This window comes from Gammaproteobacteria bacterium, from assembly GCA_035501935.1.
Classification (GTDB): domain Bacteria; phylum Pseudomonadota; class Gammaproteobacteria; order JAJPIJ01; family JAJPIJ01; genus JAJPIJ01.
The window spans coordinates 1-12,596 of sequence record DATJVC010000021.1 but is presented as its reverse complement, the minus strand read 5'-3'; the positions used below and the strand labels follow the sequence as shown (position 1 = coordinate 12,596).

The following is a 12,596-nucleotide window of genomic DNA, read 5'->3' as shown; positions in this document are numbered from 1 at the left end:
GCAATCCAGCGTTATTCTTGGCGGCCCCCAAACGGGGGAAGGGGGCTGCTGTAACTATTGATTCAAAAATCATGGGGGAAGATGGTGATGAGCAAGCATACGGTAACAATCAAGGACAACGCGACCGGCAAATCCATCGAATGCCCGGTGTATCAAGGGACCTATGGCCCGCTGGTCATAGATACCAAGATGCTTTACAGCGGCCTGGGCATGTTTACTCTTGATCCCGGCTTTTTAACCACCGCCAGTTGCCGCAGCAAAATCACCTACCTGGATGGGGAGAAGGGCATCCTGCTCCATCGCGGTTACCCGATCGAACAGCTTGCCGAACACAGCACTTATCTCGAAGTGTGCTACCTGTTGCTGTACGGGGAGTTGCCCACGCGACGGCAATACGAGGAATTCGAGGCCCAGGTCAAATTCCGCAGCAATGTCCACGAACGCGTCAACCACATGTATGCGGGCTACCTCTATGATGCGCACCCGATGTCAATCATGGTGGGCGTGATGGCCGCGTTGTCCTCTTATTACCATGAGGCGCTGGATTTGAACGACCCGGCGGACCGCGATCTGACCGCCAAGCGCGTGATCGCCAAGATGCCGACGCTGGCGGCGCAGTGTCACAAGTTCTCCATCGGCCATCCGTTCGTCTATCCCAACAACTCGCTCGGCTATGTCGAAAACTTCCTCAACATGATGTTTTCGCATCCCATGAGCACCTATACGCCCGACCCCGTGGCGGTACGCGCCCTGGATGTGCTGCTGATTCTACATGCCGACCATGAGCAGAACGCCAGCACCTCGACCGTGCGCCTGTCCGGCAGCGCCGAGGCCAATCCCTTCGCCTGCGTCGCGGCCGGCATGGTGTCGTTGTGGGGACGAGCCCACGGCGGCGCCAACGAGGCCGTGATCCACATGCTCAACGAAATCAAGACCCCGGACAACATTCCGAAATACATCGCCCGCGCCAAGGACAAGAACGACACCTTCCGCCTCATGGGCTTCGGCCATCGCGTCTACAAAAACTTCGATCCGCGTTCGCGCGTCATCCGCAAGGTTTGCTACGACCTGCTGGAACGGCTGCCCGACAAGGTCGATCGGGCGCTGTTCGACACTGCGCTCAAGCTGGAGGACATTGCACTCAAGGATGAATATTTCATCGAGCGCAAACTCTATCCCAACGTGGACTTTTATTCCGGCATCATCTTGAAGGCACTGGGCATACCACTGGGAATGTTCACGGTCATCTTCGCACTGGGGCGCTCGGTGGGCTGGATCGCGCAGTGGCTGGAACTCATGACCGATCCGGACTTCAAGATCGGCCGCCCACGCCAGCTCTACATGGGCGCAGAGACGCGCGAATACGTGCCTCTCAACGGGCGCGGCTGACTATTATGAAGCCCCCCGTACGCGTGGCAGTCACCGGCGCCGCCGGACAGATTTCCTACTCGCTGATGTTCCGCATCGCCGCCGGCGAGATGCTGGGCCGTGATCAACCGGTCATTCTGCAGGCACTGGAAATCACGCCGGCCATGAAGGCGCTCGAAGGCGTGGCCATGGAACTGGACGACTGCGCATTTCCGTTGTTGCGCGGGGTGCAGCTAAGCGATGACCCCAACGCCGCCTTCAAGGACGCGGATTACGCCCTGCTGGTCGGCGCCAAGCCGCGCGGGGCGGGCATGGAGCGCAGCGACCTGCTGGCCGCCAATGGCGGCATCTTCAAGGTGCAGGGCGGGGCGTTGAACGATCGCGCCAGCCGCAAAGTCAAGGTGATTGTTGTCGGCAACCCCGCCAATACCAATGCCTGGACGGCGATCAAGCACGCGCCGGATCTCAATGCCCGCAATTTCACGGCCATGACCCGGCTCGATCACAACCGCGCCATCGCCCAACTGGCCGCCAAACTGGGTGTGGCGGTGACCGCGATCAAAAAGCTCGCGATCTGGGGCAATCATTCCACCACCCAGTATCCCGATTTGCATCATGCGTTGGTGGACGGCAAGCCCGTCATGCCCGTGATCGATCAGGCCTGGTATGAAAAGATCTATATTCCGAAGGTCGCCAAGCGCGGCGCCGAGGTCATTGGCGCCCGCGGCGCCTCCAGCGCCGCCTCGGCGGCCAACGCCGCCATCGCCCACATGCATGACTGGGCGCTCGGCACGCCGGCGGACGACTGGACCAGCATGGTGGTGGCCAGCGACGGCAGCTACGGCATCCCCCAAGGCCTGATGTATTCCTTCCCGGTGACCTGCCGGAACGGCGACTGGAGCATCGTGCAGGGTCTGTCGACCGACGACTTCAGCCGCGCCAGAATGGCGGCGACCCGGAAGGAACTGGAGGAGGAGCGCGACGCCGTGCAGAAACTGCTCGGTTAAACCGGGCGGTGGTTTTTGTCAGGAATGCGCGCGCGGAGAAACTCCCAGCGCCTTGCGGGCGGCGGCATAACCGGCCGCGATGTGTTCGTCGATGGTCTCCGCCGAAAATTCGTAATCCTTCGACGGTCCTTCCCCTGGTTCGCCTTCATGCACGATGCGTGTGATCGAAATGGGTCCTGTTTGGCCCACCGTTTCGATATACAGGGGGTGCTGTCTGATTTGAGTTGCGGCGTCAGGCGCGAGCCGGTCGATGAGGTTCTGCACCAGTTGTTTGTAGTTCTCGATGGTTTCACGCACGCGGATATCCTGACGGATCCTTTCCGCGTAAATTATTTCATCACGGCGCGCCGTCACTTCGCTCAGATCCGTCGGCAGGCGTTTTCTGCCTGGGTAAAGATTGACGATGTACACTTTTTTGTCCGTCAGGCCGCAACGTTCGACGACTTGATCAAGCGGCGAGTTGCTGATCATCCCGCCATCCCAGTAATGCCGGCCGTTGATGGTGGTCCAGGGGAAACCCGGCGGCAGGCTGCCGCTGGCGAGAAGATGATCGGCGGTCAACGCCTCGATGTAACTGTCGAAGGTCTCCAGTTCCGCGGTCTCGACATTGACCGTGTTGATGAGCAGCCGGACGGGGCTGTCCTTGAGCTTCTGGAAATCGACGTACTTGCAGAGCAGATCCTTCACCGGCGATGGATCATAGTAGCTGGTCCATTGAAGGGGCGGCTTCTGGGTCAGCACGGCCGGCCACAGCCATCGCGGGCGGAAAAATCTGGGGTTTCCCAAAGTCAATGAAGTCCATGACGACAGGGTTCGACGCATTGTTTCATCGGGCAGGGGGGGCACATACATGCTCAGGTCCCCCCAAAACGCCTCCAATGCGGAAGTCGCGTGCCGCGGGTGGCTGGCGATGATGGCGGCGTTGAACGCACCGATTGAAACGCCGGCCGCCACGTCCGGGAATATCTGCTGTTCTTCAAGCGCCTTTACGACGCCGCATTCGAATGCGCCCAACGCGCCCCCGCCCTGAAGGATCAGAACCGTTTGCGAGGCCCAGCGGGCCAGCGGCCGGGAAATGTCCGCCAGACTGGCCCCCACACGGGTCAGCGATGTCCGGTTCAGGATCATGGATGCCGCCGCCTGTTCTTCCACGGGCGGTTGCTTGAGGAAAAACCCGGCTTTCAGGTTGTCGTCCTTCGTGTACAGGACCGCGAAGGATTCACCTGGCGCGGTCGTGCGGACAATGCGTTGATCGTGACCCTGGGGATCGCCGATGAAATTGAAGGAGATGTCGAATACATCAGAAAAGAAAATGGAGACATCGCGATAGGATTGACGTTTGTCCAGCATGTTCCGGGCCGCGATCCGGCCCTGTTTGACCGCGTTGTCCCAATGCTCGATCCGGCGGTGACGCCGGATCACCGGATCATAGAAACGCGCCACATCGCCCGCCGCAAAAACGTCCATGTCGCTGCTTTGCAGATATTGATTGACGAGCACGCCGTCATCCAGTGCGAGTCCGCTGCCTTCCAGGCAGCCTACGTCGGGTGCGACCCCCGCGCCGATGGCCACAATGTCGCAGGGAACCACGATGTCCGTATCCGTCACTATTTCATTGACTGACGTGTCTCCACGCAATGCAGTGACTGTTTGTCCGGAGATGATTTCCACACCTCGCGCCCGGTAATAATCGGCAAAAAATGACGATATTTCCGGAGATTCCAGCGGGTCGTAAAGCAGTTCATCCCTGGCGATCACCGTCGTATGCAGACCGCGAGCCGCAAACACCGCCGCCAGCTCCATGCCGATGAAGCTGGAACCGATGACAACGGCCTTCTTCGCGGATGCGATGGCCGTTCGCAGTGCCGCCGCGTCCGCGAGAGTACGCAGGTAATAAACCCCCCGGAGGTTTCCGCCGCTGGCCGGGAGACGACGCACCCGGGAGCCGGTGGCTATCAGAAGTTTTTTGTAGTGAAAAGACTCGGCACGGTTCGTTGTCACAATTTTGTTCTGTATATCAACGCGTACCGCACGGGCACCAAGACGAACATCGATGTCGTTGTCCTCATAGAAGCCGGCCGGATGGACCAACAAATGTCCGACCTCCTCGTCTTTGAGCAAATACTCCTTGGACAGCGGGGGGCGGTGGTAGGGCAGCGTGTCTTCAGAGGCGAGCATGACGATGGAGCCTCTTGCGCCGTCACATCTAAGTGTTTCGGCCGCGGTTGCCGCCGCCAAACCGCCGCCGAGCAGAAGATAGTTCACGTCTTTGTCCATAATCCCCCCGGGCGGCTGCAGGTGTGAGGCACTACTGCATGAACCACCCGTGACTGACGACGATGGACTGCCCGGTCAGCGCGTTGGTCGGAAAGGCCGCGAGAAAAAGCGCCACCTGGGCCACGTCATCGACGGTGGTGAATTCCCCATCGACGGTTTCCTTCAGCATGACATTCTTGACGACGTCCTGCTCCGAAATCCCAAGTTCCTTCGCCTGTTCGGGGATCTGCTTGTCGACCAGGGGGGTGCGCACGAATCCCGGGCAGATGACATTGGCGCGCACGCCGTGCGCAGCGCCTTCCTTGGCCACGACCTTGCACAATCCGATCAGCCCGTGTTTTGCGGCCACGTAAGGCGCCTTGAGCGGCGAAGCCTCCTTGGAGTGCACCGAACCCATGTAAATGACGGTACCACCGCGACGCGAACGGTACATGTGCTTCAGGCAGGCGCGCGTGGTCAGGAACGCGCCGTCGAGATGGATCGCAATCAACCTGCGCCAGTTGTCGAACGACAGATCGACCACCGGGTCGATGTGCTGGATGCCGGCATTGCTCACCAGGATGTCCACGCCGCCGAATTTGTCCGCGACTTGGGCAATGCCGCTGTTGACCTGCTGTTCGTCGCCCACGTCCATGGCGACGGCGAGCGCCGTCGCTCCGCTCTTTTGCAATTCAGAGGCGGCGGTGCCGGCGCTGTCCAGGTTGAGGTCGGCGATGACAACCCTGGCACCCTCGCGCGCGAAGGTCTGCGCGATGTCCCTGCCGATACCGCTGGCCGCTCCCGTTATCACGGCCACTTTGTCTTTCAGTCGCATGGTATACCTCCAACGTGCGGCCCGTGCCGCTACTTCAAATAGTCATGGACGACCTTGCCCAGCGGCAGGGTGAGGTCGGTGAGGATATGAACGGCGGAAACGACCTCCAGGACCGGTAATTCCGCCACCGGCGCCAGCGCATGCGGCGTCAGGGCGAGGGCACCCGGCCCGCTCCAGGCGCCTTTGATTACGAGGTCCTGCAGCGTATAACGCACAAGTTCGCAGATGCGCGGGGATCCGTCCACATGGGGAATGATTTTCAACAGGAAGGTCGGCGCTGCCAGGGCGTTGAACGCCTGATCTTTATCCAGCGCCAGATACTTATACCCCATCGTTCCCGCCGCCACGCGCATGCCGTTGATGTCCAGTGTGCCTATCAATGTGTCTTTGACCACGCGCAAAACCGGCTCCCCCAGTTTTTTGGGAAATCCCCATAGTTCGCGTCCACCCGCAATCGGGGCATGGTCGTCGAGATACATGCCATGCTGGTATCCGCCTACTTCGCCCTTGAAGCTTACCGGGATCACCTGGCCCGATTCGCAGTAATCGCCGAAGCCCGCCGAATCCGGCATTTTCATGAACTCGAATTTCACCAGCGGTTCATGCACTTTCAGCGGCGCCGGAACCACCTGCTCCAGAATCGCGGGATCGGTGCGGTAGGTGATGATCAGGTATTCACGATTGACAAAGCGGTAGGGCCCGGGAGGATAGGCGGGACTGGTCAACGGCATGGCAAAGGCGCGGCGGCGTACGTCATCTTCCTTCATGTCAGGCCCCTCTCGGCTGTTATGAACCCGACGGCCATCACGAACCCTGACTGCAGCTTAAATCTGCGCCATGCCGCCATCGACGCAAAGATCTATCCCCGTGATGTAGCTGCTGTCGTCGGACGCGAGAAATACCACCGCCCTGGCGACTTCATCCGAAGTGCCCATGCGCCCCATGGGGACCTGCTCCAGAACATGTTCTCCAAATTCCCTGGTCTGCTCTTCCGTCAATCCCATCTTTCCAAAAATCGGCGTATCAATGGGCCCCGGGCTCAGCGTATTGACGCGGATCTTCCTGTCCTTCAGGTCCATCGTCCACGTGCGGGCAAATGAGCGCACCGCCGCCTTGGTCGCGCTGTACACGCTCATTCCACCCATGCCTTTGCGGGCCGCGATTGAGGCGTTGAGAATGATGGAGCCACCGTCGCGCATCAGCGGCAACGCCTTCTGTACGGTGAAGAACAGGCCTTTGACATTGACATCAAAATGCAGGTCGAAGACTTTCTCACTGACCAGATCAAGGGGCACGACCTGTCCCAGGCCGGCGTTCGCAAACAGGATGTCGATGTGTCCGTGTGTTTCTTTCACCCCGGCATAAAGACGATCCAAATCCTTGAGATTGGATACGTCCCCCTGGATGCCGGTGACATTTTTGCCCATGGATTTCACCGCCTCATCCAGTTCCTTCCGTCTGCGGCCGGTGATGACCACATTGGCGCCTTCCGCCACAAAACGCCTCGCGGTCTCCAAACCCATGCCGCTATTGCCCCCAGTGATGACTGCAATTTTGCCCGCGAGCCTGCCCATGCTGTGAACTCCTGTCGGTAATCAGATAGAGACGCCGCGCCGTCCAATAGTTCCGGATCGTGAAAATCTAATGTACCGCTTCTCGCAGAAGGTTTTATTACGAAATTGACTGGAAGGCGGCGTTTGTGGCACCGCTCATTATCGTGTCAACGCAGGCTGATGATGGGCCAGCCCCGCTTGCGGGCCTCGGCGGTCAACTGAGGGTCGGGATCGACCGCCACCGGATGAGGCACTTCGCGCAGCAGCGGCAGGTCGTTGTGCGAATCGCTGTAAAACCAGCCACCATTCAAATCACAGCCATGTGCCTGCATCCAGTCCCGCATTCGCGTCACCTTGCCTGCAGCGTACGAGGGCACACCGCTGACGCCGCCGGTGTAGCAGCCATCCTTGAATTCCGGTTCACTGGCAATCAGATGTTCGACGCCGAACAGGCCGGCAATGGGCGCCGTGATGAAGCGGTTGGTGGCGGTAATGATGACGGGGACATCATCCTGATCGCGGTGTTTTTCGATCAATGCCCGCGCTTTCGGCAACAGGACCGGTTCGATTTTCTCCTTCACAAAGGCGTCGCGCCAGCGGTGCAGCGTTTCAACGTCATGCTCGCTCAGGATGCGCAACTGGAAACGCAGAAAGGCCATGATGTCCAGCCCCCCCGCCTTGTAGGCGGCGAAATGGCGCTGATTCTCGCGTTCGTGGGAGGTGTAATCCACGTGGCCATGTTCGCCCAGAAACTGGCCCCACAATACGTCGCTGTCACCGGCGATGAGGGTGTTGTCCAAGTCAAAAATGGCGAGCGCCAAGGTGATCATTCCCATCCGTTGCAAGGCGCGCAGTCTACCTGAAACCAGGTTGCCGGGGCGCCCGTGTTTATGAAAAAATTCCCCCATGGGCCCGGTTACCGAACGTGCTGATGTCATCGACGGCGAGGGTTTCCGCCTGAACGTCGGCATCATCCTCACCAACTGTCGCGGGCGCGTATTGTGGGCGCGGCGTTCCGGCATGAATGCCTGGCAGTTTCCGCAGGGTGGCATCAGGCCCGATGAAACACCGGAAGAGGCGATGTATCGCGAGCTGCGCGAGGAGGTGGGGCTGGAGGCCGTCGATGTGGACGTCATTGGTTGCACGCGCGACTGGCTGTCCTACCGCCTTCCCAAACGGCTGATCCGGCGCGGACGTCTGCCGTTGTGCATCGGCCAGAAGCAGGTGTGGTACGTGCTGCGGCTGACCAGCGATGAAAGCCGGGTGCGGCTGGATTGCGCCGATCCGCCTGAATTCGACGCCTGGCGCTGGGTGTATTACTGGCGGCCGCTGCGCGAAGTCGTGGCATTCAAGCGCGGGGTCTATCGGCAGGCCCTGCGTGAACTGGCACCGTTGGTGCTCAAGTCGAAAATATAATCCGAGTCTAATTCCGGGACTTCGGGCCAGTAGCTGCCGCACCCGCCGCGTTACCGGCCTGCGCCTTGGCGGCCATCAGGCGCGGCAGCAGGTGGCGCACGGCTGAATCGCGGGCATGCCGGACGTAGCCGGCGGTCAGGCCGGGGTCGAGCTTTTGATCTTTCAGATTCTGCTCCAATTCAGCCAGCGTCGGGCGGCATTTGACCATGGCTTGATCAGCCAACTGGCGCACGTCCTCGTATTCGTTGAACATCGCCTGCGCCTGTTCTTGCAGACACTGATCGTATTTCTGAGCGCCGCTCATCATCATCTCCCGCGCCTGATCGCTGATATCATTTGTCCCCGCCTCCTGGGCGGCGAGCACATTGTCACCCAACATGCCGGCCATCAGGAGGGCGGGGAGATGGAATTTTTTACTTTTCATTTGCGGTGTCCATATTCAGTGAGAGCCTTGCACAACTGTTGAGTCGGCGCAGACATTCCAATTTTGTTCCAAAAATTCTTTGAATATTTCAGTAACTGCCTATCGGCATTACTCTATATCGCGATGGCACGATTTTTATTAAAGAATTTACCCACAAAAGCTGTTTATAACTTTGTGTGTAAAGCGTCGCGAAGGACATATCATGGCAATGAATACCGGCCTCGGTAACAAAACGGTCAAATTATTACCATAAAATATAGCTATATAAAATAATAAGTTACAACAATTCCATTGCGTTTCCAAGGATGTGGGGAGGACATTGACTGGAGAATTCGCGGGCCTGATGGCACGGTGCATAAACAGCAACGCGTAAGCGGCGCACCTTCTGTTTGTATAGACACTTTAACTAGGGCTTCGGCGGATCGAAAAGCGCATTATATTGCTGCACCACATTGCCCGAGGCCGAACGCACCTCCAGAAGAAAGCTCAAATACGGTTCCTGCAGCAAGTCATGGTTGTGAACGCGCACATAAGCCGCCCCCGCCTTGGTCATGACCTCGAAGCGCAGGCCGGTCAAATAGGGGGTGTACTCCACGCCGGCCTGTTTGAAGCGTTCCTGACCGGCCAGCGAGACTTTCAAGTTGTCCGCGTCACCTTCCTGCACGCCAATCAAGGGGATCCTGGCCTCAAAGGGCTGATTCAACTTGGACAGCACTTCTATTTTGCCGAGCCCCAGGGCGAAAGTCTCCCCAGAAAGCCCCAACATTACTGCGGTGATCAGAACAGCCAGATGTCTGGTCATGATGCCGTCCTCCCAAACCCTAGATGCCGTAAGCATAACGGTTAACATGGCGGCGGCAAAGTGAGCGTGGTCGTTTCCAAGGCCGCCCCACACACCGTGGATTTACCTGATATTGCATCATTCATATACTGCGTGCACGAGTAATTATCACACCTTACTTCATTCTGATGGCTGAGACACCTGCTCCCCGTCCACGTTTGCCCACCGCGCGCGGCGAACTATTGCTTAAGCAACTCCAACAATTGGAAGAGTCTCAATGGTGGCCGGCGGAACAGTTGCTGGAATATCAATTGAATCAGATGCAGCTATTGTTTCAACACGCCTGGCATACCTCGCCGTTTTATCGGGAACGGCTGACAGTGGCTGGCTATATGACGGACCTGACGCTGGACTGGACCATGTGGCGGCGGTTGTCGCTGCTTACGCGCCGCGAAATCCAGCACGCCGGCGACACCCTGCACAGCAGCAAAGTGCCCGCCAGGTTCGGATGTATCACGACTGTACAGACTTCCGGCACCACCGGCGAACCGGTCACCGTGAGGCGCACTGAAATTGACCAGCTTCTATGGGAGGCGCTGACATTACGTGACCATGTCTGGCATCAACGCGATTTCAGCGGCAGGCTCGCCGTAATCCGCGAGAGCATTGACCCGGGCTTGGGGGCACCACCGGACGGCGCGATCATCAACAATTGGGGTACGCCCGTCTGCGAGGTGGCGGTCACCGGCGCCGCCGGTGTTTTGAAGTCCTCGGATATCGAGACCCAGGCGCGCTGGCTGATCAGATTCAACCCCGACTATTTGCTGACTTATCCGACGATACTCAAGGCGCTTGCGGAGTATTTCGCCGCCACGAGCGAACGGCTGCCCAATCTGCGCGGTGTAAGAACCCTGGGTGAAACAGTCGCTCCGGATTTGCGCGAGTCATGCCGACAGGTGTGGGGAGTGCCGCTTCACGATATGTACAGCTGCACTGAGCTTGGTTATCTGGCCCTGCAGTGTCCGCAGAACGATGGGCATTATCATGTCATGGCGGAGTCCGTATTGGTGGAAATCCTTGATGAAAAAGGCGGAAGTTGTGCTCCGGGAGAGATTGGCCGGATGGTGGCGACCTCTCTGCATAATTTCGCCACGCCGTTGATCCGATACGAACTGGGCGACTATGTCGAAGCGGGTCCTCCCTGCCGATGCGGGCGGGGCCTGCCGACCATAACAAGCATTCCCGGACGCACTCGTAATCTGCTGATCCTGCCCACCGGCCAGAGGCGATGGGCCAATGTAAGCTTTGATCGGTATCCTGAAATCATGATGGTGCGGCAGCATCAGCTCGTACAGCACACTCCACAGGACATCGAAGCGCGATTGGTGGTTGATGTCCCCTTGACTGCATCACAGGAAACACTCTTGCGTGAAATTATTCTGGAGGAGTTGGGTTACCCCTTCCGGCTGAGTCTGACGTATTTTAAAGACGAGATACCGCGCGGGCCGGGTGGAAAGTTTGAGAAGTTTGTATCGCATATCGCCGCATAATCAAGCCCTCGATTCATCCAGCACTCGCTGCATGAGATTGAGGCAAGCCTGCGGGTCGATGTTCCCCTGACCGCGGCACGGGAGGCGCGCTTGCGCGAAATCATCCTCGAATCCTGGGCCAGCCGTCCCGGCTGACCCTGACGTATTTTTGCAATGAAATCCCGCGGGGGCGGGTGGAAAGATCGAGGAATTTATTTCCCTTCTGGCCACTTAAATTTGAGCTGTTACTGATTGATCCTGAACCCCAAGCCACCTATACTCAAAAAGCGGGAAAGTTGTATTGTTGATGCTACAAAAAATCAATAATTCATACGGGGGATGGCAATGAAATCGCATCAGATCATGCTGAGCGGTATATTTCCATGTCCTCTTCGGAATCCCCCGCACTTCAAGCGCGCAGCCCTGGCCTTGGCCATCACCGCGGCGCTCACGCCGATGGCGGTGCCGGCCACCGAGTGGAACCGCAACATCGAAGTCTATTTGATGCCCTCGACGCAAGGCCGGCTGCTCTACGGCGGCGCTTTACTGCAACCCATCTGGCAGGACAACCAATCACTCCTCTACGGCGACCTGCGCGGCACCATCACCCAGACCGACGGCAAGGACACCGAATTCAATTTCGGCTTGGGCTATCGCTGGCTGACGCCGCAGCGGGACTGGATCCTGGGCGGCTACGCCGCCTTTGACACCCGCGACACGCTCAACGACAACCGCTTCAACCAGTTTACCTTCGGCGTGGAAGCGCTGGGCGACATGTACGACGCCCGCTTCAACTACTACGCCCCCATCACCGACGAAAAGCGGCTGGACACGGCGCTGGACGGCGGCCTGTTCCAGGCCCATACCCTGTTTGCCAACGGCATTTATGAAGAAGCCCTGCAGGGCTTCGATGGCGAGGTCGGCGTGCGCATCCCCTGGATCGACTTTGCCGAGACCCGTGTTTACCTCGGTGGCTACCACTTCGACGGCAGCGTGACCCCGAAGGCAGCCGACGGCGTCAAGGGACGCATCGAAATGCGGCTCATGCAGGACATCTCCGTGGGCGTCAGTGCGCAGTCCGACGACCTGTTTGGCGGCGAGACCATGCTGCAGCTGCGCTACTCGTTTGGCTACCCCAACGTCAACCGCAAGCGCACCGTGCCCGAGCGCATGATCCAGTTTGTCGAGCGCGACATCGACATCAAGGCCACCGACCGGCTGGGGAGCGTCGATGGCCTGCACGGCAGCTTCCACGGCGTCGAATCCGGCAACGACGACATGGGGCACAAGGTCACCGTCTCCACCTCCGTCTTCCACATCGACAACACCGCCGCGGCGGGCGGGGATGGCAGCTTCGAGCACCCCTACAACACCATCACCAGCTGTCTGGCGGGCGGCTGCGCCATGCCCAGCACCTTCGTGTACGT

The 12,596-nt window shown here is 58.9% G+C and carries 12 protein-coding genes; 5 read left to right on the top strand and 7 right to left on the bottom strand.

Annotated elements, in window-relative coordinates:
• The first annotated feature begins 87 nt into the window (after positions 1-87).
• Both VMH34_05240 and VMH34_05235 read left to right on the top strand, forming a co-directional pair.
• A complete protein-coding gene (locus VMH34_05240) occupies positions 88-1,389 on the top strand; it encodes a citrate synthase (GenBank protein ID HTT08177.1) in 1,302 nt (433 codons plus the stop codon).
• A gap of 5 nt (positions 1,390-1,394) precedes the next feature.
• A complete protein-coding gene (locus VMH34_05235) occupies positions 1,395-2,375 on the top strand; it encodes a malate dehydrogenase (protein ID HTT08176.1) in 981 nt (326 codons plus the stop codon).
• An 18-nt stretch (positions 2,376-2,393) separates the two neighbouring features.
• On the opposite strand, the gene VMH34_05230 is transcribed toward VMH34_05235, so the two are convergent.
• The 5 genes from VMH34_05230 to VMH34_05210 all read right to left on the bottom strand — a co-directional run bounded on the left by VMH34_05230 (position 2,394) and on the right by VMH34_05210 (position 7,840).
• The gene (locus VMH34_05230; GenBank protein HTT08175.1) at positions 2,394-4,652 is read right to left on the bottom strand and encodes an FAD-dependent oxidoreductase; all 2,259 of its coding nucleotides are present in this window, start codon (positions 4,650-4,652) and stop codon (positions 2,394-2,396) included.
• Between the two features lie 31 nt (positions 4,653-4,683).
• On the bottom strand, positions 4,684-5,466 hold the full coding sequence (locus VMH34_05225; protein HTT08174.1) for a 3-hydroxybutyrate dehydrogenase: 783 nt from the start codon (positions 5,464-5,466) through the stop codon (positions 4,684-4,686).
• 29 nt (positions 5,467-5,495) lie between these two features.
• Positions 5,496-6,233 carry an acetoacetate decarboxylase gene (locus VMH34_05220; protein HTT08173.1) on the bottom strand — a complete coding sequence of 246 codons (738 nt, stop codon included), beginning with the start codon at positions 6,231-6,233 and terminating at the stop codon, positions 5,496-5,498.
• Between the two features lie 57 nt (positions 6,234-6,290).
• Positions 6,291-7,040, bottom strand: coding sequence for a glucose 1-dehydrogenase (locus VMH34_05215; protein ID HTT08172.1), 750 nt, complete (start codon positions 7,038-7,040; stop codon positions 6,291-6,293).
• A gap of 146 nt (positions 7,041-7,186) precedes the next feature.
• Positions 7,187-7,840: an HAD family hydrolase gene (locus tag VMH34_05210; GenBank protein ID HTT08171.1), complete on the bottom strand. Its 654-nt coding sequence runs from the start codon at positions 7,838-7,840 to the stop codon at positions 7,187-7,189.
• Between the two features lie 85 nt (positions 7,841-7,925).
• Here VMH34_05210 and VMH34_05205 point away from each other — a divergent pair, with 85 nt between their 5' ends.
• The gene (locus VMH34_05205; GenBank protein HTT08170.1) at positions 7,926-8,435 is read left to right on the top strand and encodes an RNA pyrophosphohydrolase; all 510 of its coding nucleotides are present in this window, start codon (positions 7,926-7,928) and stop codon (positions 8,433-8,435) included.
• Positions 8,436-8,442: 7 nt separating this feature from the next.
• Here the strand turns inward: VMH34_05205 and VMH34_05200 are convergent, their stop codons facing one another.
• Both VMH34_05200 and VMH34_05195 read right to left on the bottom strand, forming a co-directional pair.
• Entirely contained in the window at positions 8,443-8,859 is a 417-nt protein-coding gene (locus VMH34_05200) for a hypothetical protein (protein ID HTT08169.1), read from the bottom strand.
• A 406-nt stretch (positions 8,860-9,265) separates the two neighbouring features.
• Complete coding sequence (locus VMH34_05195) at positions 9,266-9,661, bottom strand: hypothetical protein (protein HTT08168.1); 396 nt, start codon at positions 9,659-9,661, stop codon at positions 9,266-9,268.
• 221 nt (positions 9,662-9,882) lie between these two features.
• Between VMH34_05195 and VMH34_05190 the strand changes: the two genes are divergently transcribed.
• Positions 9,883-11,190, top strand: coding sequence for an AMP-binding protein (locus tag VMH34_05190; GenBank protein ID HTT08167.1), 1,308 nt, complete (start codon positions 9,883-9,885; stop codon positions 11,188-11,190).
• Positions 11,191-11,514: 324 nt separating this feature from the next.
• Positions 11,515-12,596 (top strand): inverse autotransporter beta domain-containing protein (locus tag VMH34_05185; protein ID HTT08166.1); only part of this gene is annotated, 1,082 nt, incomplete at its 3' end.

Excerpts from the sequence above, each read along its gene's own strand:
- VMH34_05225 (HTT08174.1), bottom strand. The coding sequence starts at position 5,466 with ATGCGACTGAAAGACAAAGTGGCCGTGATAACGGGAGCGGCCAGCGGT.
- VMH34_05200 (HTT08169.1), bottom strand. The coding sequence starts at position 8,859 with ATGAAAAGTAAAAAATTCCATCTCCCCGCCCTCCTGATGGCCGGCATG.
- VMH34_05205 (HTT08170.1), top strand. The coding sequence starts at position 7,926 with ATGGGCCCGGTTACCGAACGTGCTGATGTCATCGACGGCGAGGGTTTC.
- VMH34_05240 (HTT08177.1), top strand. The coding sequence starts at position 88 with ATGAGCAAGCATACGGTAACAATCAAGGACAACGCGACCGGCAAATCC.
- VMH34_05215 (HTT08172.1), bottom strand. The coding sequence starts at position 7,040 with ATGGGCAGGCTCGCGGGCAAAATTGCAGTCATCACTGGGGGCAATAGC.
- VMH34_05235 (HTT08176.1), top strand. The coding sequence starts at position 1,395 with ATGAAGCCCCCCGTACGCGTGGCAGTCACCGGCGCCGCCGGACAGATT.
- VMH34_05195 (HTT08168.1), bottom strand. The coding sequence starts at position 9,661 with ATGACCAGACATCTGGCTGTTCTGATCACCGCAGTAATGTTGGGGCTT.
- VMH34_05220 (HTT08173.1), bottom strand. The coding sequence starts at position 6,233 with ATGAAGGAAGATGACGTACGCCGCCGCGCCTTTGCCATGCCGTTGACC.
- VMH34_05230 (HTT08175.1), bottom strand. The coding sequence starts at position 4,652 with ATGGACAAAGACGTGAACTATCTTCTGCTCGGCGGCGGTTTGGCGGCG.